Origin of the sequence: Ensifer sp. 22460, from assembly GCF_052044935.1 — a bacterium.
Classification (GTDB): Bacteria; Pseudomonadota; Alphaproteobacteria; order Rhizobiales; family Rhizobiaceae; genus Ensifer.
Window position 1 is genome coordinate 21419 of record NZ_JBQENZ010000020.1, and the last position, 24877, is coordinate 46295.

A 24877-nucleotide genomic window follows, 5' to 3' on the forward strand; every position below is an offset into this window, starting at 1 on the left:
GGCTCGGACGACTATAATAGTGGACGGGTAGAGGTCGGTAAGGGGGCAGCGACAGCCGCGCGGGTGCGTCGATCGAGACGGCGCACTGCATGGATTTGCAGTCGGTGCGAAGCTTGCTGTTGCATCGATGCCTGGGCAATGCTTGCAGCTCGATGGATTGACAGCGCGCATTTCACCGGCGAGATGATCGAGGCGAACACGATCGCGCCTGAGCTGCGACCGCTCTCTGCAGAAGGCAGCGCATAACAACAAGACCGCCGAACCGATGATGCACAGCAATCGCTCGATCTTCGAACGCCCCTTCTATCTGGTCGTCCTTTGGTGCCTCCTCCTGCTTGTCGGTGGAGGCATACTGGCGGGCTGGGAACGGCAGGCGCTGGTTGCCGAACTTGAGCAAGAGAGCACGCTCCTCCATAGCCTGGCCTCCCAGCGGGCCGATCAGCACGATGCGCACCTGACCGCGCTGTCGGCCGTTGCCGTCGCCTCCGAAGGGCGCAGGCACGACCTGTTCCTCGAGGTCGCCCGCACGATTGCGCGCTTCTATCCGCGGATCGACGAGGTTCAGCTCGTCCCCCTGGATCCAAATGCGAAGACCGTCGGGAGCGATCCACTCGACCCCAAGACCGCCGAGCTCATCCGGACAACTGCCAGAGCTTCGGACGGGCGCATCGCCCTGCTGCCCCGTCCGCAACGCCCCGATCACTACATCATGGTGAAGCGTAGCCCAAACAGCGACGAGGCACGCTATGGATTGATGCTCGGTATCAACGCAGCGAAGTTGATCGGAGACGGCGGGCCATTCTGGTCTCGCCCGGGGGTCGCGGTGCGGTTATCTTTGCCGGACGGACACCTCCTGCTCCAGCCGGCCGCCCTGCCCGAGGCAATCCGCTTTTCGAAGGCGCTGAGCAGCGCATCGCAGCCGTTGGTGCTGGAAACAGGCATGGAGATCGGGTTCGCGGACATGTTCCCACCCGTACAGACCGGCTTGACGCTTCTGGTGGTGAGCCTTGCCTACCTCGCAGGGTTGGCTGCATTGCGCCAGCGTGCGCGCACGCGCGCTGCAGAACAGCAGGCAACGCTCAGTGCGCTCGAATCGCGCCTCACGCACGCGTCGCGCGTCAACGCGCTTGGCGAAATGGCGAGCGGCATGGCGCATGAACTGACCCAGCCGCTGACTGCAATCCTGGCGCAAGCACAGGCCGGGCGAAGGCTGCTCAGTCAAGGGCAAGACGCAGCGCTTGCTCCGGTACTGGAGGACACCATAAGCCAAGCGCGCCGGGCATCCGCCATATTGGAACGGTTCCGCAACTGGTCGCAACCCCATGCCGCGCCCGTTGCTGCCTTCGATCTGCGTCAGGCGCTCGCAAATGTTGAAGCGCTACTTGAACCGGACGCGATATCGCGCGGAATTCAGCTTGATTTTCAGGTTCCAGATACATCGGTTTCGGTCGTTGCCGATCCGGTCGAGATCGAACAGGTCGCATTCAATCTGGTCCGCAACGCCTTTGAGGCATTGGCTCAACAGCCGGGCGATACAGGACGCGTGACCGTTACCTTGAGCGCGAACGATACCACGGTGGTCTTCGAGGTCGCCGACAACGGCCCCGGCGTTCCGGAAACACTTCGCCCACGGCTGTTCACGCCGTTCGTGACGACCCGCGCCGGCGGCACCGGGCTCGGTCTGGCGCTGAGCCAGCGACTGGTGGAACGCGCCGGCGGCGAAATCGCCCTGGTCGAGAGTGACCACGGTGCCACCTTCAGGGTGACGCTGCCCCGTACGCGCCGAACCGAGGAGCCGATGCGATGACCCTCCCCGTCTATCTCGTTGACGATGACGATGCGGTGCGTCGCGCGCTCAGCCTGTTACTCTCGACGGTCGGCATCAAGGTCACGGGATTTTCTGATCCGCAAGCCTTTCTGTCTCAGGTTTCTCGCCTTACCCCCGGCTGCCTGGTACTCGATATCCGCATGCCCGCCATCTCCGGGCTGAAGCTGCAGGAGAGACTGGTGGAACATGGGGTAGACTGGCCGACAATCGTTATCTCCGGTCATGGTGATATCGAGGCCTGCCGCCGTGCCTTCCGTAATGGCGCAATCGATTTTCTCTCGAAGCCGGTGGACGAGCAGGACTTGATCGATGCGATCCACAAGGGCCACGAACTGCTGGAGCGCACCATGCGCGTGCATGCCGAGAAGGCAGAGACGCTCGCTTTGCTGGCGATGCTCACGCAGCGCGAGCGCGAAGTTCTCGAGCGTATCGCTGCGGGTTTCACCACCCGCCAGATCGCCGAAGGTCTCGGCCTTTCGCCGCGCACTGTCGAAAGCCACCGCGCCGCAATCGGTGCCAAGCTCGGCAGCACGTCGCAGGCGGAAATGACGCGCATCTGGCTCGACGGAACGAAAACTCCGTAGAACTACGGATGCTCTCGCAAGGTCTACGAATACCGGCGACAGCCGAGGCGGGATAACCTTTCCATATCAACAGGAAAGGAACCTATGATGATCCGCAATATCGTGCTCGCAGCCGCGCTTCTCGCTCCCGTCGCCGCCACGGCGCAGGAACTGCCGACCGCGGCCTACCTGCCGCTTGACATGGCCGTCAAGGCTGCCGAAGCCGCAGTGAAGGCTTGCGCCGCGGAAGGCCACAATGTCAGCGTTGCCGTGGTTGGTCGCGATGGCGCAACCAAGGTGCTGCTGAAAGCCGACAATTCCGGTCCGCACACCGGTAACAGCGCGCAGGGCAAGGCCTTCACGTCCGCTGCCATGGGCCGCGACACGGCTGGCCTCGGCGAGTTCATCGCCTCCAAGCCGGCGAATGAAGGTCTTCGCGACATGGATGCCCGGATGGTGATCCAGGCTGGCGGCGTGCCGATCAAGTTCGGCAAGGCCCTGGTTGGCGGCATCGGCGTAGGCGGTGCGCCGTCGGGTGATATCGACGCTAACTGCGCCACTGCCGGCCTTCAGGCAATCGGCGCCAAGTAATCCGCTGGACATCAGAAGTGGCCCTCCCAAGAGGGCCACTTTCGATTGGAGGTTCTGCGCTTCGGAACCTATCCAACCGAAACTATCGCAGGGCCGAAGCGCCTGCGTGCACTGGCCGTCAGTCCTGCGTGGGCTTCATGTTGCCGACGGATATCGACCGGATCTCACGCCTCGGGCAAGGTCATTGCGGACCCTCGGCGACAAATGCTCCGCTGCGCCGGCCATCATCTGAAGCCTACTCGAAACCGGCCCCGCACTGGTCTCTTGAAATTGCGGCCGCCCACTCCATTTAAGGGACATCACCCGTTTCGAGAGCTTGTTATCAGCGATGCTATCAGCATTCAATGACGGCACTCCGGGTCCGAACAGGGCGCTCCCCGGAACACGGGTCGAGCGCCCTGTTTCGTTGAACTCGGGCGAGCGGAATACTGTCGTAGATGAGCGGAATCAACCGTCCCAGCCGGAACCGAGCATTCCCAGCGCTCTCAGTCTGCTTTGATCCGCCGGCGGTAGACGAGATACGCACCTGCGGCGCTCATCGTTGCGAGTGCGAACCACGTCAGCGCATAGACCAGGTGGCTGTTGCGAAAGCGGACGATCGTGAGGCCGCCGATCGGCAGTCCACCGGGATTGGGTTTTGCATCCGCATCGATAAAGTAAGGCGCGACATTGTGCAGGCCCTTCGCGGCGGCGATCGCGGCGACGTCTCGCGAAAACCATCGATCGCTTGCCGGATCATTGGACCGCAGGAAGGCGCCGCCGGGTTCGGTGATGCGCAGAAGCCCGGTTACCGTAACGGTTCCGTCGAGCTCACCCTCACCGCGTGCGGCAACATCGCGGCGATCGGCCGGCACGAAGCCACGGTTGATCAGCACGGTTGAGCCATCCTCAAGCCGGATCGGCGTCAAGACCCAAAATCCAGCGCCAAGCTCCGTCACAGCCTGTACCAGCGCGGTTTGGTCGTGACTGAAGGTACCGGTCGCGGTGACGCGCCGGTATTCGTCCTTTTCCCGATTGACGGCACCCCAATCGGATTGTGCTGGCGCCGACACCGCGGGCGCCCCGACACGCGCCTCTACCCGAGCGATGAGATCGAGCTTCCAATAGAGCCGTTGCACCTGCCAGGTACCGAGCGTCAGGAACACCGCAACGAGGAAGAGCAAGGCACCCGTCATCATCAGGCGGGCGCGGGAGGATACGCGGACCCTGCCCGTCGCCTTGTCGTCGGTGATCATCGTCGTATCCGCCTGCCCGTCCCGCGCTCAGGGCATGTTCTTCATCATCTCATGGGTCATCGGCATCATATTGGTGTTGAGATGATGCATGACCCAGAGCGAACCTGCGAGCGCGATACCGACGATGACGATCGTGAAGATCAGCGCCATCAGCGTCCAGCCCCCTTCGGAACGGGCGTTCATGTGCAGGAAGTAGATGACGTGCACGACGATCTGGACGACGCCGATGCCCATGACGATGACGGCGGTCAAAAGCTTGCTGTCCAGCACGCCGCCCATGACCAGCCAGAACGGGATAGCCGTCAGGATCACCGACAGGATGAAGCCCGTCATGTAGCTCTTGAACGAACCGTGACCGGCGGCATCGCCGTGATGGCTGTGCGCGTGGTGAGGTTCGAACGCGCTTTCGTGGTCGGAATGTGCGCTCATCCGAGAGCTCCCAAGAGATAGACGAAGGAGAAGACGCCGATCCAGATGACGTCGAGGAAGTGCCAGAACATCGACAGGCACATCAAACGGCGACGGTTTTCCGGGATCAGCCCATGTTTGCTGACCTGCACCATCAGCGTGATCAGCCAGATGATGCCGAACGTGACGTGCAGGCCGTGCGTGCCGACCAGCGTGAAGAACGACGACAGGAAGGCCGAACGTGTCGGGCCGGCGCCTTCGTGAAGCAGGTGATAGAACTCATAGAGCTCCACAGCCAGGAAGGTTGCGCCGAACACGCCGGTGACGCCGAGCCAGAAGAGCGTCTCCATCTTGGCGTTGCGCTCCATCTGGAGCATTGCAAAGCCATAGGTGATCGACGACAAAAGCAGCATCGCCGTGTTGAAGGCAACGAGGCTAAGGTCGAACAGGTCGGCCGGTGACGGTCCCGCCGCATAGTTGCGCCCGACGACACCGTGCGTGGCAAACAGTACGGCGAAGATCAGGCAGTCGCTCATCAGGTAGAGCCAGAAGCCCAGCATGGTGCTGTGTTCCGGGTGATGCTCTTCCGTGATGTAGAACTGCGGCTTCTCGTTTTCTTGGACTTGGGTTTCGCTCATCGTCTCAGGTCCGTTCCTCGAGCAGCTTGGAGCGTGCATCTTCAGTCGCCGCTACAGTCTCTGCGGGGATGAAGAAATCTCGCTGATAGTTGAAGGTATGGCCGATTGCGACGGCAAGCAGGGCAATGAAGGACACGGCCACCAGCCACCAGATGTACCAGATCAGCGCGAGACCAAGCACGACGCTGATGCCGGCGAGAATGACGCCCGTGCCGGTGTTCTTCGGCATATGGATCGGTTTGAAACCGGTGAGCGGACGCTCATAGCCGCGGTTCTTCATATCGTACCAGCTGTCGTGGTCATGCACGACCGGGGTGAAGGCGAAGTTGTAGTCCGGCGGCGGCGACGAGGTCGACCATTCAAGCGTTCTGGCATCCCAGGCGTCACCGGACGTCTCGCGCAGTTGCTCGCGGCGGAGAAAGCTGACGATCAGCTGCATGATGAAGGAAGCGATGCCGATTGCGATCAGGACGGCGCCGAAAGCGGCGACGATGAACCAGATCTGCAGCGACGGATCTTCGAACTGGCTGACGCGGCGGGTCACACCCATCAGGCCAAGCACATAGAGCGGCATGAAGGCGAAGAAGAAGCCGATCTGCCAGAACCAGAAGCTCATCTTGCCCCAGAACGGATCGAGCTTGTAGCCGAAGGCCTTTGGCCACCAGTAGACGAGCCCGGCCATCAGCCCAAACAGCACGCCGCCGATGATGACGTTGTGGAAGTGGGCGATGAGGAACAGCGAGTTGTGCAGCACGAAGTCGGCTGGCGGGATCGCCAGCATGACGCCGGTCATACCGCCGATGACGAAAGTGACCATGAAACCGATTGTCCACAGCATCGGCAATTCGTAGCGGATGCGGCCGCGATACATGGTGAAGAGCCAGTTGAACATCTTGGCACCCGTCGGGATCGAGATGATCATCGTGGTGATGCCGAAGAAGGCGTTGACCGACGCGCCAGACCCCATCGTGAAGAAGTGGTGAAGCCACACCAGGTACGACAGGATCATGATCACGCAGGTGGCGTAGACCATCGAGGCGTAGCCGAAGAGACGCTTGCCGCAGAAGGTCGCAACAACCTCGGAGAAGATGCCAAAGGCCGGAAGCACAAGGATGTAGACCTCCGGGTGGCCCCAGATCCAGATGAGGTTGATGTACATCATCGGATTGCCACCAAGGTCATTGGTGAAGAAGTTCATGCCGAGGTAGCGGTCAAGCGACAGGAGCGCGAGCGTCGCCGTCAGGATCGGGAAGGTCGCGACAATCAGGATGTTGGTGCAGAGCGAGGTCCAGGTAAAGACCGGCATCTTCATGAAGGTCATGCCCGGAGCGCGCATCTTCACGATGGTCGCGATCAGGTTGATGCCCGATAACGTCGTGCCGACGCCGGCCACCTGTAGCCCCCAAATGTAATAGTCGACCCCGACGCCGGGACTGTAGTCGGCGCCCGAGAGCGGCGGATAGGCAAGCCAGCCGGTGCGCGCGAACTCGCCCACGAACAGCGACATCATGATGATGACGGCGCCGCCGGCGGTCATCCAGAACGAGAAGTTGTTGAGGAAGGGGAAGGAGACGTCGCGTGCGCCGATCTGCAGCGGCACGACATAGTTCATAAAGCCGGTGACGAAGGGCATCGCCACGAAGAAGATCATGATCACGCCGTGGGCGGTGAAGATCTGGTCGTAGTGATGTGGGTTGAGGTAGCCCTCATTGCCGTTGAAGGCGATCGCCTGCTGCAGGCGCATCATCAGCGCATCGGCAAAGCCGCGCAAAAGCATGATGATCGCCAGGACAATATACATGATGCCGATCTTCTTGTGATCGACGCTCGTGAACCACTCGTGCCAGAGATAGCCCCAGAGCTTGTATTTCGTGATCAGGCCGAGGATCGCGAGACCGACCACCGCCACGACCGCGAAGGTCACGACGAGGATGGGTTCATGATAGGGGATCGCTTCCCAGGTAAGTCGCCCGAAGATGAATTGCGTGAGGCTGGTGTCACCAAACATGGGTCTTCCAATATGTCTCGAATTGCGGCCCAAAGGGACCTTGGCGCCCGCTGGATCGGAGCCGGCGAGCGCGCGAATTCCTACTGCGTCTTGTGCATATCGTGGTTCATCGGCGCTGGCTGCTCTTCCTTGACGCCCTCGGCCGGTTCCTCGCTTTTGGCGGGATTGCCGGTTTCGGGGAAGGTTGCGGCAGGCGCGGAGGCTTCCGCTGCGCCACCGGCATGACGGTTGTCATGCTCGAGCTTGGCGCGGTTCTCGTGGCTTTCGACGCCGGCGCCGCCCATCATGTCGATGTGCATCATGTCCTTCATGCACATTTGCCCTTCCCGCACGCACATGTTGAGCACCGCCTCATAGAGGCCGTCGTCAACGGAGGCGTAGTAGCGCACCGGCTCCTTGATGCTCGGCTTTTCGAGCTTCAGGTAGGCATCGCGGTTGAGCATCGTGCCGTTCTGCTTCGCCCGGGCGACCCACTGGTCAAAGCCCGCCCTGTCCACACCGTGGAACTTGAAGCGCATATGCGAGAAGCCGTCACCGCTATAGTTGGATGAGAGCCCTTCGTATTCGCCCGCCTTGTTGATGACGGCGTGCAGCTTGGTCTCCATTCCGGGCATGGCATAGATCATGCCGGCGAGCGCCGGAACATAAAAGGAGTTCATCACCGAGGATGCTGTGATCTTGAAGTTGATCGGCACGTCCACGGGTGCTGCCATCTCGTTGACTGTCGCGATGCCATAGTCCGGATAGAAAAACAGCCATTTCCAGTCGAGAGCTACGACCTCGACCGTGATCGGCTTCATCTCTTCCGTCACCGGGCGTGCCGCATCGATGCGGTCGAGCGGCCGGTAGGGATCGAGCTTGTGTGTGCTCACCCAGGTGATCGCCCCGAGCGCGATGATGATCGCCAGCGGCGCCGACCAGATGATGACTTCGAGACCGGTGGAATGGTGCCATTCCGGATCATATTTGGCGGCCGTGTTCGACTGGCGATAGCGCCAGGCGAAGAAAAGCGTCAGGAAAATGACGGGTACGATGATCAGCAGCATCAGGACCGTCGAAATGACGATCAGATCCCTCTGCTGTGCGGCAATATCGCCGGATGGCGACATCACAACCATGTTGCATCCCGTGAGTGTCGAGAGCAACAGGACGGATATCATCGATCGTCCGGCTAAACTGAATGGCTTCGGCATTGCGGCCTCAACTTGCGTTTTGTCTAGTCGGCATTACTCGGGCATGATCGCGCATGGAAGTGAGGTCCATCGTCGCAGCGCAGCATTTTGCCGCAGTGCAGTGACAGCCTTATCGCTCTATGCGCGTTTGTACGGGCGCAAAGTCTATTGTCGGTCCGATGCCAGCTGTTCCAGCGAACGTTAGGCACGAACTCAAATGAGGCATGTGCGCATGTACGTGCGCGGCATTCTTGATATCAGACGCCAATTGGTCAACACTCTAACGACAAGACGTTCGTTCGTCGGAGAAATTCATGGTTTCGGTCTCTCACCCCACATCGTCTGGTCTCGAGCGGGATGCACGTCGCATTCATGAAGACGACAAACCTCTGTCGCCGGGTAGCATCGCCATTGGGGTGGTCATCGGGCGAACCTCCGAATTCTTCGATTTCTTCGTCTACGGGCTCGGTTCGATCCTTGTCTTCCCGAAGTTGATCTTTCCGTTCGCGTCCAATGCGGTGACCGCGACGCTGATGTCCTTCGCGCTGTTCCCCCTCGCCTTCCTCGCACGCCCCGTTGGGTCCTTCGTCTTCATGTGGGTCGACCGGAACTACGGACGCGGCACGAAACTCACCATCGCGCTCGTCATCCTCGGCGGCTCAACGGCATCGATCGCCTTCCTGCCTGGCTACGATACGATCGGCTACTGGGCTGTGGCCCTGTTGGCGTTGTTCCGCCTTGGACAGGGTTTTGCGCTTGGCGGCGCCTGGGACGGTCTCGCCTCACTGTTGAACCTCAACGCGCCGCAGAATCACCGCGGCTGGTACGCTATGATCCCACAGCTCGGCGCGCCGATCGGCTTTGCGCTGGCGAGCATTCTTTTCGGCTATTTCGTCAGCAGCCTTTCCGAGGCGGACTTCCTCGCCTGGGGTTGGCGCTATCCTTTCTTTGTCGCTTTCGCGATCAACGTTGTGGCGCTCTTTGCGCGTCTGCGCATCGTTGCCAGCAAGGAGTTCGGTGCGGCCATGGAGGCCAAGGAGCTTGAGGCCAGGCCGATCTTCGAGATGCTGAGCAAGCACAGCATCGATGTCGTGCTCGGCGCCTTCGTGCCGCTTGCGAGCTTCGCGATGTTCCACCTCGTGACCATCTTCCCCTTGAGCTGGATAACGCTCACCGGCGGTCAGTCGGCAGCCGAATTCCTGTGGGTCCAGGTTGCAGGTGCCGCTCTCGGCGCCATCGGCATCGTGCTGTCGGGCGTGATCGCCGACCGGATCGGTCGGCGAAACCAGCTGATGATCGGCGCCATCCTGATCGCGATTTTCAGCTTCTCCGCGCCGTTCCTTCTCGATGCCGGCGGCAAGGGCCAGGATGCGTATATCCTGATCGGCTTCGCCATCCTCGGCCTATCTTTCGGCCAGTCCTCCGGAGCCGTTTCGTCGCGCTTCACCCAGTACTATCGCTACACCGGTGCGGCGCTGACATCCGACCTCGCCTGGCTCGTTGGCGCGGCCTTTGCGCCGCTCGTCGCACTCGGCCTTGCCAGCAGCTTCGGCATCATCTTCATCGGCGGATATCTGATTTCAGGTGCGATCTGCACGATCGCCGCGCTCAGCCTGACCCGCGCGCTCGATCAGCAGTAAGGGCATGTCAGGGCGACGACGCCCAGCCTGACAATCGTCAGAGACGAACTTCGACATGAAAGCCCCGGTCCATCCCCGGGGCCGGCGAAGCGATCAGCAGTCGTCCGTGCATTTGTTCCACCAGTCGCTGCACGATCGCAAGGCCGAGGCCGGAGCCGGAAGCTTCCGTCGGCCCGCGATTGAAACGCTTGGTCAGGCCATTCAAGGTATCCGCGTCGATGACGACACTGTCGTTGGTGACGCGCACGCCTTGCGCATCGACGTCGATGCTGACCGGGCTGCCGGAAGGACTATGGATAAGTGCATTCTCCAGGAGATTGCGCAGGACGATCGCAAAGGCATCGGGGGGAATCGGACGCACAAGTTCGGCGCCTTCGGCGACATGAACCTCGAGACGGCTTGCGCCGAGCGCCGACCGCTCCATGTCCTCCAGCACAAGAGCCAGCACCGGCAACAGGTCCGTGCTTTCGTCCGAGATGGCGATCCCGGCTTCGGCCCGCGACATCTGCAACAGCTTCTCCGCCAGCCGTCCGAGGTGAAGCAGCGCGCGTTCGATCTGGCTGGTTCGTTGCCGAAAAGGGGGAGGCACTTCGCTCGCAAGCCGCTGTGTCTGCGCGAGTGCACCGGCGATCGGGGTCCTCAGTTCATGGGCGCTGTTGGAGGTGAACTCCCGTTCTGCTTCGAGCGCGGCCTTGAGTCTCGTCAGCAAAAGGTTCACCGAACGGGCAATTGCCCGCAGTTCTTTCGGCAGGGCCGCTTCATCGAGCGGGGCCATGTTGCCGCTGTCCTTGGTAAGGATTTCTTCGCGCAACCGTTCGACCGGCGCAAGCGCGCGTCGCGCGACAAGGATGATGGCGATGATGCTGGTCGGAATCAGGGCCAGCAACGGCAAGAGAAGCGCCGTGCCGCCCTCGAAGAGGGCTTCGGTGCGATGCTCGAAGGCGTCAGCCACCTGCACGAAGAGGGAGCCGTCGGCTGTTCCGGCGGTGTAGATCCGTTGCGTTGCCGTTTCCGAGAAACCGACCTCAAGCGGAACGGCGAAGGGTTCTGGCGCGCCGTCGTCAAACAACACCCTGCCGCTGCGATCGCGGACCTGATAGGCTAGATATTGTGAATTCAGCGCTGGCGCGACCAGGCCGGCGGCGGGTGTGCCATCGGCACGGTCGCGGGCGATGTCGTCGACTACGATTTGCAGCAGCCGTTCGGCCGTTTCCTGGACACCGCTGTCGAAAATCTCGGTGAATTCGTCCTGCATGACATAAACGCCAAGGCCGAGCGCGACGAACCAGAAGATGGCGACGACGCTCGTCAGCGCGATGGTCAGCCTGCGGGTCATGCTTGCAACGCGCGACATCCAGTCACCTGATGCTGTAGCCGAGGCCCCGCACGGTCTCGATCCGGTCGGAGCCGATCTTCTTGCGCAGGCGGCTGATATAGACCTCGACCGTATTGCTTTCGATCTCAGCGCCAAAGGCGTAGAGCGCGTCGTGGAGTTGCTCTTTCGAAACCAGCGCGCCGGGGTGGGCGACGAGTTTGTCGAGCACGGCCCATTCTCTTGCGCTGAGGCTCTGGATTTCACCTTCGACCAGCACCTTGCGATGAACCTGATCGATCTCTATGCCGGGAAGGCGGACCGTTGGCGTCGCCTTGCCGACATACCGCCTGGAAACGGCCAGCATGCGGGCACTCAGCTCACCGAGATCGAACGGCTTGACCAGATAGTCGTCGGCCCCGCTGTTCAATCCTTCGATGCGATCGGAGATCTGGTCGTGTGCCGTCAGGATGATGACGGGCGTGCCGTCGCCCCGCATCCGCAGCGAGCGCAGGAGCGATAGCCCCGAACCGTCAGGCAATCGAAGGTCGAGCAGTATCAGACCATAGAGAACCGTCTCCGTCGCGGCCGTGGCATCGGCAATGCGCGTAAACCAATCGACGGCGTGGCCGGCCGCCGCGACATGGTCGCGCAGCGCCTCCCCCAGAACCTGATCGTCTTCGACTAGTAGGACTCTCAAGATATCACCGGACACTTGTTCGTCCTTGCCTATGTTCGATGGGGGATGGGCGTCAAGCCCCTGAAACATTGCGCATCACTTTGCGGCAGCGCCGCCGACGCATGGATGGTCGCGATCGTGGAGCAATGGGCTCTGGCGGATCGCTAGGATGCGGCGCGTTCGCGAAACGCGCCGCGCCTCTTCATGTAGCTGACGATCGCCGTGCTGATGGCAACAAGCGCCATCAGAACGCCGAGTGCCGCGAGTACACGGGTATTGTGTTCCACGGGGGCATTGCTCGCGAACTTGTACATTTCGGTCGCGAGGATTGCGATCATCGCGGCTGAGACAGTCGAGTAGTCCTTGCCGATAACGCGCTTGACGTTGAACGACATTCCTTCGGTAGACTGCGCCAAGTTCCTCATTCGCAATGCCCATCGCGGCACGTCGCGGCAATAGGCCTGGTAGGCTTCGCCGAACGTTCTGTCGAGGAAGGCTTCTTCGGCATAAACGATGCACTGGTACATGAAGGCAAAGAGCCCGATGCCGAAGACGACGAGAAGCGGATTGCCGTGCAGTAGGAAGACGCCTGAATAAAGCAGCATGTTTCCAACGTAGAGCGGGTTGCGACAGACGCCGAACATGCCTTCCGTAACGAGATTCTTGGCGTAGACCTTTTTCTTCAGGCCGCCGCGCTGAATGTATTTGTACCCGACCACGGTCGCACGCAGGGTGAGGCCGGCCAGGATGACCAGTACGGCCGCGAGTTCCTTGGCGAGCGTTAACGCTGCGCTATCCAGCACCAGGGCCGGAGGCGGCGCCAGCAGAAACAGAACAATGATGATGGCCGGAAACAGTTGGTTCCGGAAACGGAAGAGAAAATTACCGATAGCGATCATTGCCGATCTTTCTTACTTGATGGCGATGATGCCGCAGAAATTGTACCAGCGGAAAAAGACCTCGACGCTGCGGAAGCCCACTTCCTTCAGGAGTTGGAGATTTTCATCCAATCGGTAGGGAATGAGCACGTTCTCGAGCGCTTCGCGCTTCTTGGTGATCTCGATGTCGGAGTAACCGTTGCGGCGCTTGAAATCGTAATAGTGCTCGATGAACAGGCGGTTGAACGTCGAGTTCTCGCTGGTGAGCTTTTCGACGAGAATAAGCGCACCGCGTTCATTCAGCCCGTTGTAGATCGTGTGCATTACCCGCTCGCGATAGAGCGGACGCACGAATTGCAGCGTCAGGAGCATCATGACGACGCTCGCATTGTGAATGTCCGCCCCGTAATGCAGGTCGCTGACCCTCAGGTCGATCGCCCGACTGGTGTTGGCCTGGACGATCTTCTCCCGCGCCTTCTCGATCATGTCGGGAGCGTTGTCGATGCCGACGAAGCGCACCGCCGGATCGACCAGGGCATCGAGGCCGAGGAGCGTCGTGGCCGTCGAACAACCGATGTCATAGAGGTTGGTATCGGCCTCGGCGAAATCTCCGGCGAGTTCACAGACCATCCGCTGAATCTCGCCATAGTAGGGAACCGATCGGCTGACCATGTCGTCGAAGACGGCCGCTACCGTCGCATTGAACGCAAAATCGCCAACCGCCGTGTCCGCGGCGGCAAAAACCTCGTCTCTCCGGTTGTTGTTCTCGTGCACGTGAAGGTGCGGTGCCTTGCCAACCATTCGCACAGTCCTTTGTCCTTCCGACGCACTTCGAACATCCAGGCACCTCGCCCGTGTTTCTGAAATGGTCGATCCGCCGGCAGAAGGCCATCCAAACCTGACATGAACCTGAAAGGTTGTTCTGCAAAACGCCTGCGCTCAAGCAAGATCCGCGTCACTCTTTGTTTAGATGGATTCGCGAGGAAAGCGCGTTGAGCGGCTCGGTGTCACCTGTCGACCGCAACCGCCGGCGGTGCGGAGCGCTGGTCCTGCGCGGCAGAAGCATCAGCAAATCGGCAAGCAGTGTTTCCCGGCAAGCCGGGCCACAAAAAGCGGTCTGGTGCGCGTCGGCGGCACGCCATTTTTCATGGACGCCTTGATCGCGCCGATGATCGCAGACTTCCAGGCACAAAACCCCGACGTCAGGATTGACCAGAGCTACGGCTACATGGCCGATCTGCGCGCTGCCCTTAAGGGCGATCAGATCGATCTTGCCATCTGCCCGCTCGATATTCTTGAGGAGGGATCGGGCTTGGCGTTCCAGAAGGTGCTTCCCGGCCGAAACGTCGTCGCCTGCCGGGTCACGCATCCGCTTCTGTTGAAGAGACGGCCGCAGCCGTCGCAGCTTCTCGAATATCCCTGGGTGGCGCCGCCGCCGGGAAGTCCGCTGCTTGCGGATCTTCATAGCCTGCTGCTCTCCTTCGGGGCTACCGAGATCAAGATACGCTACACGGGCGGCTCACTCATGAGCCTCGTCAACTATCTGAAGGGTATCGACGCCTTGACTGTGCTTCCGCACAGCGTCGTCTTCGCGCTACGCAACGAAAAATCGATCACAGCACTTCCGGTTTCCGTCCCGCACCCGGAACGTGCCCTTGGGCTTCTGAGACGTGCGACCTCGGCGCATACCCCGGCCATCGAAAAATTCTCGAACATATCCGCCACAGCTTCGACCAGCTTCAGCATCTCATCCACCGGCACGAGCAAGCCGTGGTGTGGGGCGTCTAGCGAGGAAGGCAGCATCGCTCATTTCGGCTCAGTGATCGCGGATGCTCTTCGTCAGCGACCGCGTTAACGGGTTGATTGATCATGTATTGCAGGAACGTTTGCTGGTGATTGAGGATCATGACCTCTACCGGCATGCCGGGCATGAGCCGCATCTTCGTGCTCGTCAAGAGCCGCCAGGATCGACCTCCACCTAAGTGTACATTTGTCGCGCTAAGTCGATGAATCATCAAACCATAATCATGACGCCAAACGTTAGCTCTTTGTACGTAGCACGGAAGGGTAGCTTGAAGAAAACCCCGAATTGGAGCTTCGTAATGATGCCGCCGCTACCTTTCCCAGCGTGCCGCAGTGTTGTTGGGGGCTGGGTGTTCTCCTAACCGAGACAGATGGCTGATTACCGAGAGAGATAGCTGACGACCTCATCTGAGAGAGGGTGCCTTGCGCGGACACGCGTGAAGGTAATTCAGCGATGTTCATCACGAGATGGTCACTAGCGGATTATTTCCATCGACGGCGTGACTTGTTCTCTGGCTTGCAGATCGTTCTGCGGCCGGGAGCCATCTGCGTGCCCGATTCTTGCCGGCGGCCTGCCGTCAGAAGTTCCCCTCGACAAACGCGACAGCAGGCGCGCCAAAGCCACTCCGGCAATCCAGCGGGAGGGCTGAAACGCCACCGACCGATTAGGGCGGTTCCGTGAGGGAGAAAAACAATGGCAATCACGATCACACCGACTGGCGCATTTGTCGTTCTCGATGAAACCGATGGTCTGCAAAACGAGGCCGCCACACCGTCACCTGCAGGCGACGCCGACGATAATGATATTTCGAGCGGCAGCCTACCGACGGCATTTTCGGGCCGGCTAAGCTTCTACACCTTGGCAGTGGATGAGGCGGCGCTGAGCGGTTACAACGGCACCACCAGCAGTAACATCATCACCGTCACCGGCGCCACCGCGTCCAGCGACTTCGCGCTCACCGGCGAGGATGGAGTCGCCTTCACGGCTTACGTGTCAGGCGCGACGTCCACCTTCAACAGCGGTTTGTCCGCGGTTGCTGACGACGGGACGATCACGGAAATCTTTCTTTTCACCGATCCGACCAACAACAACATCGTCTACGGCGTGGCTGGGGACAGCGGCGACGATCCCATCGCGTTCGCGATCTATCTTGAGGAGGTCAAGACATCCGGCATCACCACCGGCGCAAAGATGTGGACCGTGATCGCGGACGGCTACACAATCGCACACGACGTGGACGGCAGCACGGTTGCTGATCATGACGACTTCCTCGACCTGACGGACAAGCTGTTCGTCTCCGCCATCGGGGAGAACAACTTCTCCTTCGCAAACGCGCCTTCGGGCCAGAACCTCTTCATGATGTTCGGAGACACATCGCTGGCGATCCTTATCACCGGCGAGGATCCGGCCAACCAGTCGGCCGGCCAGCACGTGTCAAATGACGGCGACACCGTCAGTTCAAGTCAGGGGGGCGGTCCCACCACACTCGGCACCGAAGGTCAACATATCAAGGCCCAAAAGGCGTTGGTGGTCACCTTTGTGACGGGGGCCAACGCGGATTATATCGCCGGGCCCAACGCCGGCAATAATCCGGGGCAGCCTCTCAGCCCAACCGAGGCAAACGTCGAGGCTAACATTGCATTTAGCGGCTATGCCCAAGACGTTCTGGGTGCCGGACTCACGATCTCGCAGATGAATCCGGGCAGTTCTAACACGACCGCAACCGTGGAGCTCGAGGCCTATCTCACGGCAGACGGAACGGGGACTAACTATATCAACAACAATGACCCGCTTGTGACCGGCGACACCCAGATCAATATCGCGTCGGTGCAAGTTATCCGCGGAGGGATCGACGTCACCAACACCCTGACCATCACGCTCACGGGCCTCGGCGCCACAATCACCGGCGTGAAGGACAACGATGTCATCCAGTACACCACGGATAGCGCCCACAACCGCGTGCTGATCCGAAATGACCAGCCGTCAGGCAGCAACGTGTCCTTCGATCTTGGCGGCTTCAAAATTACTCAAGTTGCGAGCGACGTCGAGGAAATCGGCTCGAAGGTCAGGTTCGAGGATGACGGGCCGAATGCCGTGGCGAAGAACGTTGCAGGACCGACGGCGACGGTTGACGAGTCTCCGCTGCCGCCCAACGGCGACGGGGTGAACACGGCAACGATTGCGGCGGCGACGATCGCCGCCCTGTTCGAGGCCCCGGCCTTCGGCGAGGACGACGAGGGCAGCGTCAGCTACACGCTGTCGGGCACCGACAACGCGCAGACGGGGCTGTGGCTCACCGGCGAGTCCGGCGCGGCCAACGAGATCCGGCTGTTCAAGGTCAGCGACACCCTGTGGGAGGGCCACAAGGGTGTCGTGGGTGGCACGCTTGCCTTCACCGTCTCGATCAACGGCTCGACGGGCGAGGTGACCCTTACCCGCAGCAGCGCGACGCTCGAGCACACGACCGACGGCAGCAGCGCAGCAGCGCATGACGACGCGCTGACGATGGCGGCCACCGCCAACCTGTTCGTGGTGCAGCACATCACCGACGGTGACGGCGATACCGACAGCGCGACCGCGGTCAACCCGTTGACGCTCAAGTTCGAGGATGACGGGCCAGCCGTCACGGTCAATGACACCAGCGGGACATACGCGGCAGGTGCCGAAGGGACCTGGTCCGACGACGATCCCGGCAGCGACGGGTTCGCGTCGCTGAGCGTGACCTTTGACGGCTACGAGATCGACGCCAACGGTGCCCAACCCGGCAGCGCGCTCACGCAGACGGGCCTGGCCTTCGACGGATCCATCACCGACGACTTCAACGGCGACGGGATCGACGAGACCGTGGAGTTCACGCTCACCTTCAATCGGGCGGCCAACACCTACGACCTCGAGGTGACGACTCCGCCTACGACCATCATCACCTTCGACACCTCGCAGGGGTCGCTGAAGGCCGGCGGTCCCGACGCGGTGCAGACTCTGTTGTTCGGCGGCAGCGAGGCGGGAGCCGACGACATCGTGTTCTTCGGCGTCGTCCCAATCGCGCCGTTCGAAAACGGGACCCCACCCCCCGCCACTAACGACATCGAGGATCTCGTTGTTGTTGGAGCCACCGACCTGACGGAGGGGCAGATCGAGGCGCTGCTCCCGCTCCCAGGCCTGATCACCCCAGGGACGCAGATGAACGTGTCGACCTCGGGCATCGGCGTCAACAACAACAATCTCAACGGCGCGGATCAGGGCGCCGGGACTGGAGCGTTTGCAGGCACCACGATCACCTCGGGCGACGAGAGCTTCGTCGTCAACCCGGAAAAGGTGGTGGACAAGGTGACGGTGTTCATCGACAACTCCGTCGGCGGCTATAATCCGGCCACCGAGGATCTGTATTTCACCGTCTATTTTACCGACGGGTCCGTCCAGGCCCCGGTGAAGGTCACGGCCGGCATGCTGACCCCGGTCACCTCAGGCGTGGCGTCGGGCGGCGTTTCCTTCGAGATCGATGGCGGGGCCAAGCAAATCGACGCGATCCAGCTCACCATGGGGAAGGGAACCATTAAGGTCCCAGTGATCGCGTTCTCCGTCGAGCAGGCATTCGAACCGGAACCGCTGAGCATGGACTTCACCGCGACGTTGTTCGACGGTGATGGCGACAGCAGTTCGGACTCGTTCACGATCGATCTTGCCGAGACGGTCGTCTGACACGGTGCGAGNGAGGGCGGGCTCGCACCCTTCCCAGCAGAGTATTCAGTCACGGAAGGTCATTGAATGCTACCTCATACAAGCACCACCTGTCTCGCGGAGGTCATGGCCGCTGTACGCCGGGAGATACCCCTACTGGTTGTGCTGAGTTGCCTTCTCAATCTTCTGCTCCTCGTCGCCAGCATTTACATGCTGCAGGTCTATGACCGGGTGCTGTCAAGCGGATCTCTGGACACGCTCCTGTGGCTGACGCTGATCGCGATCTTTGCCATCGTAATCTACGGTGCGCTCGAGCAGGCAAGGCGCGTGGTTCTCAGCCGCGCCGCCGGCTGGCTCGACGGCGAACTCAACGTGCCGATGCTGAGGCGCGCCATGGACGTGCGGCTCGCCGGAAAGGAGGGGCGCGCCGGCACCCGCGACGTGGCAGATCTGCGGACCTTTTATGCAGGCGACGCTGTCCTCGCCTTTCTCGACATGCCCTGGAGCGTGATCTTCCTCGCCTTCATCTGGGCTCTGCACCCGGCACTGGGCTTGGTCGCCACGGCCGGTGCGGTCGTCCTGCTGGGGCTCGCCTTGGCAAACGACGCCTTGACGCGGGACCGGCAGAAGCGCGTCGCAGCCGTCACCAAAACCCACCAGGAGAATGCCATGCGCTATGTCGATGCTGGCGAGACGATCGCGCCGCTCGGCATGGCGCAGGCCGTCTTCGAGCGCTGGCGCCGTCGTCAGGCCGAGGTGGTGGCCGAACAGCAGCTATTGGCCGATCGGACCACCACGATCCTTTCGATTTCGCGCAGCCTCCGGCTGATCCTGCAAATTGCCATCCTGGCTGTCGGCGCCTACTTCGTCCTTCTCGGCGAGATAACCGCGGGCGCCATGGTTGCAGGCTCAATCGTCATGGGCCGAGCGCTCGCCCCGATCGAACGGGCGACCGGCGCCTGGCGTGCCTTCGTCGCAGCGCGGAGCGCGCATGCAAACCTGAAGGAGCTCTTCGCCGGCACGTCACGCGATGCGTGCGACCGCGTCGTCCTCCCCCGCCCCAAAGGCGGGCTCGCTTTCGAGAACGTGGTCTATGTCCCTCCCGGCAGTCAGGAACCGGTCCTCAATGCCGTCAGCTTCGCGATTCAGCCGGGCGAGAACTGTGCCGTAGTCGGGCCATCCGGCGCTGGCAAATCAACCCTCTGCCGCCTCGCTGTCGGCGCTTGGAAACCGACCAAGGGTCACGTCAGGCTCGACGCGGCGGACGTTTTCGACTGGGATCCGGAGGATCTCGGTCCGCATATCGGCTATTTGCCGCAGCAGGTCGAACTCCTGCCGGGCACTGTGGCCCAGAACATCGCACGTTTCGGTGAGGTGGACAGCAGCGCGCTGATCCGGGCGGCGCAGATCGCGGCCGTGCATGAACTGATCCTCTCATTGCCGGACGGCTACGAAACCGAAATCGCGCTGCACTCGCAGCGTATCTCATTGGGCCAACGGCAGCGCCTCGGTCTTGCGCGTGCCTTGTATGGCGATCCGGCCTTCGTCGTCCTGGATGAGCCGAATGCGAACATGGACGAGGCCGGAGACCGAGCTCTGATCGAAGTGCTGACGACACTCAAGCAGCTGCGAACGACCGTCTTGATCGTCACCCACCGGGCTTCGGTGCTGAAGTGCGCGGATAAGGTCCTGGCACTTCACAACGGCATCGTTGCAGGCTTCGGCCCGCGCGAGCAGATGGTGCGGCAGGTACAGCCGGCCGGATTGACGGCAACGAGGCCCTTGCAGGCTGTTCGTCCCGAGGAGCCATCGCAGGTCCTCGGCGGTGAGAACCGCCTTTCCGCGGGGGAATGAAGCATGTCTGATCAGGTGGATCTCAGCGTTGTTGTTAGCAACGTTCAAATGCAACTATCCCACGCCATTGACAGGCTTCTGGCCGGTTATGCCGCGATGATCGCCGCAATCCGTGACCAGTTGTCGCTTGCCGGCCTCGCATTGAGCGAAACAGCCATTGAACTCATCGTTTTAGCTATTGCAGCAGTCACTGTTTTCGCCCTCGCGCGGATGCTACGCTTTGGCATGCGCCGCAGCGCCGAAAAGTCGTCAAACGCGCTCGCGGCTGCCACCAGGATGCCGCGACGTCTGGCGCTCCTGACGATAACGCTGTTCCTTCTGGTGCTGGGCGGCTGGTCAGCCCTCGCCCCTCTGGCGAGCTCGGCCCTCGCCCCGGGCGTCGTCAGCCCCGACGGCTATCGCAAGACCATTCAGCATCTCGAAGGCGGGATCATTCGCTCGATCCACGTCCGCGAGGGTGACGTGGTCAGGGCTGGAGATCCGCTGATTACGCTCGATGGCACGAAGGCGAGGTCCCTCGAGGCGGAAGTCCGGGAGCGACTTGTGCACGTTCTTGCGACCGAGGCCCGACTCGAGGCCGAGCGAACCGACGCTGCCGAAATCAGCTTCCCCGACCTTCTCATCAGCAACAGTTCCACGGGCCTGCAGCGATTGATGGAGGGGCAGCGGCAATTGTTCGTGAGCCGGCGTGCAGCGCATCAGGGACGCATCCAGATCTTGGAGGCGCGCATTCGCCAACTCGAGGAGCAGAACGCTGGCCTGCGGGAGGTGATCGCCGCTGAAGCCGAGCAGATCACATTGGTTAACGAAGAAATATCGGCCTCCCAGAAACTTCTCGAACAGAACCTGGAGCGCAAACCGCGACTACTGGCTCTCAAGCGTCATCGTGCCGATATCGTGGCCGCGAAGGCAGCCAACCGCGCCAAGATCGCCGAGAATGCACAAGCCGTTGGAGAAACCAGGCTACAGCTGCTTACCATAACCGAAGAGCGCCAGGAAAAGATCGGAGCGGAGCTCGCCGAGATGCGCCGGATCCTGGCGGAACTCAAGAGCCAGCTGCCGTCGCGCGAGGACATACTCAGGCGCACTGTTATTCGCGCTCCGCTTGCCGGCACGGTGATGAATCTCCACGTCACGACGGAGAGCGGCGTCATAGAGCCAGGACAGCGGCTGCTCGACCTCGTTCCGAATGACAGTGGAATGGTAATCGACGCCCGGGTTCGACCGACCGACATCGAGCGCATCCGGCCCGGCATGTCCGCCCGCGTCATTCTCACGGCTTATCGGCAACGTAGCCTGCCACTCATTCATGGCAAGCTGCGCTCGATCTCTGCGGATGCGATAGCGGATGAGCGAACGGGCGTGACCTATTTCCTGGCGAAAGTGGCGGTCGCTCCGGCGGACCTCGCAAAGCTCAAGGACGTAAACCTTATTCCCGGCATGCCGGCCGAGGTCATGCTTATGGACGGTGAACAGAGCCTTTTCGCGTACCTTCTTGCTCCGATACTCGACAGCAGCCGGCGAAGTCTTCGCGAGAACTGAAACTGGGCTGTTGGTCCTTGATGAAAATACCGTGAATGCGGAAATTCGCCCGAGATACTCATGGGAGGTAATTCGAAATCTAAAGAATCTTCGGCAATAGATTGTAAATAAAATAGAATATCAGAATTATCAGGTGTATCCGCAAACCGGTCGCAATCCTGTTGATGCACGAGCAGAGCAAGAGAATCGACCGAATGTTCGCCGTTATTCGAGATTTGCGGCGTCGCCTTCGAAGCTCACCGTGCAGCGATGCCCGGCTGGTATGTAATTGTCCGGATTGGGGAGCTCTATCCGCAGCCCGAACGTGCCGCTTGCGGCATCCAGAACCTGATCGATCACCTTGATCTTGCCGGTAAAGCTGCCCTTGATCGGGGCCTTGGGCAGCACCTGCGCATTCATTCCCACCCGCAATTTCCCGAACTCGCTGACCGGCATGAAGGCTTCGACATAGAGCGGGTCGAGCTTGGCGATGGTCGCCAGCTTGCCGTCCTGATCCAGATATTCGCCATCGAAGAGCGACCGTTCAAGAACGACGCCACTGATCGGGCTGCGAATGGTCCTTTGCTCAAGGACCGTCTGCGCCCGGCGCAGTTCCAGCTCGGCGCTGCGTTTGCGGGTTTCCGCCGTCGCGAGTTCCTTCCTGATGACTTCCATTTCGGCAAAGGTCTCTTCCAATTTGTCGGTGGAGGCCACGTTACGCGCGAGAAGCGCCTCGGTCCGCTTCATGCGGCTACGGGCTAGGTCGAGGCGCGCCTTCTGCGCTTCGATTTCGGAGGTGCTCGCGGCCTGCTCGGACATCAGCGCCACGGTCGCCTGCTCCGTATCGGCGTGAAGTCTGGCAATGACCTGGTTTTCGGTCACATGGTCGCCGCGCGCGATCAGCACCTCTTTCAAAAGGCCCGGGACGGGGCTGCCGACGCGGACGACGACGGAGGGATCGATGACGCAATCGAAAGCTTGCGCCGAAGGAGGCAGCGCAGCACAAAGCGAGGCGAGAGCAGCCAGCATCCGCCCTGCCCTGCTGCGCCTTTCCGGTCGTTGTTCGGCCGTCTTGTCTTTTGTCATAGCGTCACTCCGCCAAGCCTGAAAAGGCCAGCAATGTGCCCAGGCGTCGATCCTGGGCCAGAAGGTTCTTTCGGTCCTTGGCATGCGTTCGTTCCGCCCGCTGCTGGGCCAGATCGAAAAGCAATAGCCGGGCACGCTTTCCGCATCGACCGAGCAGACGCAGCGGCTGCCAGGGAATGAGATCAAGCAGCGGGTCTTCCAGAGACAGGATCGCTTCCGTGCTTCCCGGGTCCCCCTTGCGGGCGGTTCGTCCCTCCATCTGCCTGTCGATGCGCCCCGCGTCATGTCGTTCGCTGAGCAAAACGTGAAGGCCACCCAGCGCGAGAGCCTGCGGGACCACGGCGATGTCGACGCCGCGGCCCGCCATGTTGGTGGCGACCGTCACCCGACCGACGCCGCCGGCCTGCGCAATGATGTCGGCCTCCTCCGAACTCTGTTCTGCATTGAGCACCCGATGCTCGATCCCTTGCCCCTGCAGTACGACACTCACTGCCTCGGAGGCCGAGACTGAGCGCGTCGCAATCAGGACCGGGCGGCCGGCGGCTTGCAGTTCCTGGACGCGTCGCACGATCGTAAGCCATTTGTCGTCGAGCGTGGGGCAAATCGTCGTCGGCAGTTTCGTGCGCCGTGAGGGCGCGTTCGGGGGAATGCGCATGACCTGCAACCCGTAGACATGCCGGAGTTCTTCGGTAATTTCTCGTGCGGTTCCCGTCATTCCCGCCAGGTGGAGGTAGCGGCGGAAAAACCGCTGATAGGTCATCCTCGCCATTGTCAGCTTGCGGCTGGTGATCGCGCAGCCTTCCTTTCCTTCGACCAGTTGGTGCAGGCCGTCGCTCCAGGAGCGATCGGGCATCACGCGGCCGGTATACTCGTCGATGATCTGCACCTTGCCGTCGCTGACGAGATAGTGCTCGCCCTTCCTGAAGAGCAGCAGCGCGACAAGCGCCTGGCTGGCAGCCTCCTCACGCCGGATGCGATTGCGCCAGATGCCGCCGATCGCCTCGGCACGTTCTGCAAGCTTGGCCTTTCCGGCTTCGGTCAATTCCAGCCTGCGCTCGTCGACCAGCAGCAGATAATGGGTCGGCTCCTTGAAGCCGTCGATCAGCGCGAAGGTCTGCTCCACCCATTGCCGCTCGCCGTCCGCGTCCGTTTCTTGGGAAATGATGAGCGGCGTTCTCGCCTCGTCCACTAGTACGCTGTCGGCTTCGTCGACGATGGCGAAATGCAGTCCACGCATGACAAAAGGTGGCTCTTGGCCCCGGCGCTCGTCCAGCATGCGGTTCACCTTCGCGTGAACGGGCCGTGGCTGGCCGCCGAAAGTGATGCGGTCGCGCAGATAGTCGAAGGCGATTTCCTTGTTGCTGGCATAGACGATATCGCACGCGTAGGCGGCCGGCCGATCCGGTCTTGGCACAGTACTGTTGACGAGGCCAGTCGTCAGCCCAAGAAAATCGTAGATGGGGCGAAGTATATCCCGATCGCGCGCCGCCAAGTAGTCATTGACGGTGATGACGTGGACTGGAAGCCCGGCAAGCGCCGCGATCGACGCCGGCAGGCCGGCGGTCAAGGTCTTGCCCTCGCCCGTGTCCATCTCCGCCACGCGCCCCTTCAGCATGGCAAGGCCGGCAAGTATCTGCACGTCGAGGTGGCGCAATCCGATGGTACGCTGTGAAACTTCGCGCACGATCGCAAAGCCGAGACAAATATTGGCATCGGTGAGGCCATGGCACCGCAGCGCTGCACGGACCTCGCTGATGCGCGTAGCGAGCCCCTGCCTGGTTTCGTCGCCCAGGGCTGCTCCCGCCGCATTGATCTTCTGGACAAGTTCCCTCAGATGGCGCCGGTGCAAACGACCGGCAACCATCTGCGGAACGCTGGTTACCATCTTCTCGATGCCGTCAAGCCAGTGCTCGGGTCTGTCCTGGCGTTCGGGGTAGACGACCAATGGAGGCGGCGACCAGCTCGGGACGAGAATATTCATG

Annotated in this window: 18 protein-coding genes and 1 pseudogene; 8 read left to right on the top strand and 11 right to left on the bottom strand. The window is 61.3% G+C overall.

Going from position 1 to position 24877, the window contains the following annotated elements; all coding sequences use genetic code 11:
- Positions 1–265: 265 nt before the first annotated feature.
- The 3 genes from ACTJKM_RS23000 (at position 266) to ACTJKM_RS23010 (ending at position 2982) form a co-directional block, all read left to right on the top strand.
- Complete coding sequence (locus ACTJKM_RS23000; RefSeq protein ID WP_440661010.1) at positions 266–1807, top strand: sensor histidine kinase; 1542 nt, start codon at positions 266–268, stop codon at positions 1805–1807.
- Positions 1804–2412, top strand: a complete 609-nt coding sequence (locus ACTJKM_RS23005; RefSeq protein ID WP_440661011.1) for a response regulator transcription factor — start codon at positions 1804–1806, stop codon at positions 2410–2412. The genes ACTJKM_RS23000 and ACTJKM_RS23005 overlap by 4 nt, the downstream gene beginning before the upstream one ends.
- Before the next feature lie 87 nt (positions 2413–2499).
- A complete protein-coding gene (locus ACTJKM_RS23010; RefSeq protein ID WP_057249716.1) occupies positions 2500–2982 on the top strand; it encodes a GlcG/HbpS family heme-binding protein in 483 nt (160 codons plus the stop codon).
- 485 nt (positions 2983–3467) lie between these two features.
- Here ACTJKM_RS23010 and ACTJKM_RS23015 read toward each other — a convergent pair whose 3' ends face one another.
- The 5 genes from ACTJKM_RS23015 to cyoA form a co-directional block, all read right to left on the bottom strand.
- The gene (locus tag ACTJKM_RS23015; RefSeq protein WP_440661012.1) at positions 3468–4217 is read right to left on the bottom strand and encodes an SURF1 family protein; all 750 of its coding nucleotides are present in this window, start codon (positions 4215–4217) and stop codon (positions 3468–3470) included.
- Between the two features lie 27 nt (positions 4218–4244).
- Complete coding sequence (cyoD, locus tag ACTJKM_RS23020) at positions 4245–4646, bottom strand: cytochrome o ubiquinol oxidase subunit IV (RefSeq protein WP_057249586.1); 402 nt, start codon at positions 4644–4646, stop codon at positions 4245–4247.
- On the bottom strand, positions 4643–5263 hold the full coding sequence (cyoC, locus tag ACTJKM_RS23025) for a cytochrome o ubiquinol oxidase subunit III (RefSeq protein WP_110879162.1): 621 nt from the start codon (positions 5261–5263) through the stop codon (positions 4643–4645). The genes cyoD and cyoC overlap by 4 nt, the downstream gene beginning before the upstream one ends.
- A gap of 4 nt (positions 5264–5267) precedes the next feature.
- Positions 5268–7271, bottom strand: coding sequence for a cytochrome o ubiquinol oxidase subunit I (gene cyoB, locus ACTJKM_RS23030; protein WP_058326969.1), 2004 nt, complete (start codon positions 7269–7271; stop codon positions 5268–5270).
- Positions 7272–7351: 80 nt separating this feature from the next.
- Positions 7352–8431 (bottom strand): ubiquinol oxidase subunit II, encoded by a 1080-nt coding sequence (gene cyoA / locus ACTJKM_RS23035; protein ID WP_113511222.1) that lies wholly within the window; start codon positions 8429–8431, stop codon positions 7352–7354.
- Between the two features lie 326 nt (positions 8432–8757).
- On the opposite strand from cyoA, the gene ACTJKM_RS23040 reads away from it, so the two are divergent.
- Positions 8758–10083, top strand: coding sequence for an MFS transporter (locus tag ACTJKM_RS23040; protein WP_058326967.1), 1326 nt, complete (start codon positions 8758–8760; stop codon positions 10081–10083).
- A gap of 37 nt (positions 10084–10120) precedes the next feature.
- On the opposite strand, the gene ACTJKM_RS23045 is transcribed toward ACTJKM_RS23040, so the two are convergent.
- From ACTJKM_RS23045 to cmoA, 4 genes are all read right to left on the bottom strand, one after another.
- Positions 10121–11437, bottom strand: coding sequence for an ATP-binding protein (locus ACTJKM_RS23045; RefSeq protein ID WP_440661014.1), 1317 nt, complete (start codon positions 11435–11437; stop codon positions 10121–10123).
- 4 nt (positions 11438–11441) lie between these two features.
- Positions 11442–12095, bottom strand: coding sequence for a response regulator (locus tag ACTJKM_RS23050; protein ID WP_440661083.1), 654 nt, complete (start codon positions 12093–12095; stop codon positions 11442–11444).
- 143 nt (positions 12096–12238) lie between these two features.
- On the bottom strand, positions 12239–12973 hold the full coding sequence (locus ACTJKM_RS23055) for a methyltransferase family protein (RefSeq protein ID WP_440639534.1): 735 nt from the start codon (positions 12971–12973) through the stop codon (positions 12239–12241).
- A 12-nt stretch (positions 12974–12985) separates the two neighbouring features.
- A complete protein-coding gene (gene cmoA / locus ACTJKM_RS23060; protein ID WP_093233263.1) occupies positions 12986–13753 on the bottom strand; it encodes a carboxy-S-adenosyl-L-methionine synthase CmoA in 768 nt (255 codons plus the stop codon).
- 298 nt (positions 13754–14051) lie between these two features.
- Between cmoA and ACTJKM_RS23065 the strand changes: the two are divergent.
- The 4 genes and pseudogenes from ACTJKM_RS23065 to ACTJKM_RS23080 form a co-directional block, all read left to right on the top strand.
- A pseudogene (locus ACTJKM_RS23065) lies at positions 14052–14740 on the top strand (substrate-binding domain-containing protein); the annotation flags it as partial.
- Between the two features lie 709 nt (positions 14741–15449).
- Positions 15450–18455, top strand: coding sequence for a DUF5801 repeats-in-toxin domain-containing protein (locus ACTJKM_RS23070; protein WP_440661015.1), 3006 nt, complete (start codon positions 15450–15452; stop codon positions 18453–18455).
- 105 nt (positions 18456–18560) lie between these two features.
- On the top strand, positions 18561–20288 hold the full coding sequence (locus ACTJKM_RS23075; protein ID WP_440661017.1) for a type I secretion system permease/ATPase: 1728 nt from the start codon (positions 18561–18563) through the stop codon (positions 20286–20288).
- A gap of 3 nt (positions 20289–20291) precedes the next feature.
- A complete protein-coding gene (locus tag ACTJKM_RS23080; protein WP_440661018.1) occupies positions 20292–21830 on the top strand; it encodes an HlyD family type I secretion periplasmic adaptor subunit in 1539 nt (512 codons plus the stop codon).
- Positions 21831–22034: 204 nt separating this feature from the next.
- On the opposite strand, the gene ACTJKM_RS23085 is transcribed toward ACTJKM_RS23080, so the two are convergent.
- Complete coding sequence (locus ACTJKM_RS23085) at positions 22035–22895, bottom strand: efflux RND transporter periplasmic adaptor subunit (protein ID WP_440636163.1); 861 nt, start codon at positions 22893–22895, stop codon at positions 22035–22037.
- 4 nt (positions 22896–22899) lie between these two features.
- Positions 22900–24876: a preprotein translocase subunit SecA gene (locus ACTJKM_RS23090; protein ID WP_440661019.1), complete on the bottom strand. Its 1977-nt coding sequence runs from the start codon at positions 24874–24876 to the stop codon at positions 22900–22902.
- Position 24877 lies beyond the last annotated feature (1 nt).

Excerpts from the sequence above, each read along its gene's own strand:
- ACTJKM_RS23000 (WP_440661010.1), top strand. The coding sequence starts at position 266 with ATGATGCACAGCAATCGCTCGATCTTCGAACGCCCCTTCTATCTGGTC.
- ACTJKM_RS23005 (WP_440661011.1), top strand. The coding sequence starts at position 1,804 with ATGACCCTCCCCGTCTATCTCGTTGACGATGACGATGCGGTGCGTCGC.
- ACTJKM_RS23010 (WP_057249716.1), top strand. The coding sequence starts at position 2,500 with ATGATCCGCAATATCGTGCTCGCAGCCGCGCTTCTCGCTCCCGTCGCC.
- ACTJKM_RS23015 (WP_440661012.1), bottom strand. The coding sequence starts at position 4,217 with ATGATCACCGACGACAAGGCGACGGGCAGGGTCCGCGTATCCTCCCGC.
- cyoD (WP_057249586.1), bottom strand. The coding sequence starts at position 4,646 with ATGAGCGCACATTCCGACCACGAAAGCGCGTTCGAACCTCACCACGCG.
- cyoC (WP_110879162.1), bottom strand. The coding sequence starts at position 5,263 with ATGAGCGAAACCCAAGTCCAAGAAAACGAGAAGCCGCAGTTCTACATC.
- cyoB (WP_058326969.1), bottom strand. The coding sequence starts at position 7,271 with ATGTTTGGTGACACCAGCCTCACGCAATTCATCTTCGGGCGACTTACC.
- cyoA (WP_113511222.1), bottom strand. The coding sequence starts at position 8,431 with ATGATATCCGTCCTGTTGCTCTCGACACTCACGGGATGCAACATGGTT.
- ACTJKM_RS23040 (WP_058326967.1), top strand. The coding sequence starts at position 8,758 with ATGGTTTCGGTCTCTCACCCCACATCGTCTGGTCTCGAGCGGGATGCA.
- ACTJKM_RS23045 (WP_440661014.1), bottom strand. The coding sequence starts at position 11,437 with ATGTCGCGCGTTGCAAGCATGACCCGCAGGCTGACCATCGCGCTGACG.
- ACTJKM_RS23055 (WP_440639534.1), bottom strand. The coding sequence starts at position 12,973 with ATGATCGCTATCGGTAATTTTCTCTTCCGTTTCCGGAACCAACTGTTT.
- cmoA (WP_093233263.1), bottom strand. The coding sequence starts at position 13,753 with ATGGTTGGCAAGGCACCGCACCTTCACGTGCACGAGAACAACAACCGG.
- ACTJKM_RS23070 (WP_440661015.1), top strand. The coding sequence starts at position 15,450 with ATGGCAATCACGATCACACCGACTGGCGCATTTGTCGTTCTCGATGAA.
- ACTJKM_RS23075 (WP_440661017.1), top strand. The coding sequence starts at position 18,561 with ATGGCCGCTGTACGCCGGGAGATACCCCTACTGGTTGTGCTGAGTTGC.
- ACTJKM_RS23080 (WP_440661018.1), top strand. The coding sequence starts at position 20,292 with ATGTCTGATCAGGTGGATCTCAGCGTTGTTGTTAGCAACGTTCAAATG.
- ACTJKM_RS23085 (WP_440636163.1), bottom strand. The coding sequence starts at position 22,895 with ATGACAAAAGACAAGACGGCCGAACAACGACCGGAAAGGCGCAGCAGG.
- ACTJKM_RS23090 (WP_440661019.1), bottom strand. The coding sequence starts at position 24,876 with ATGAATATTCTCGTCCCGAGCTGGTCGCCGCCTCCATTGGTCGTCTAC.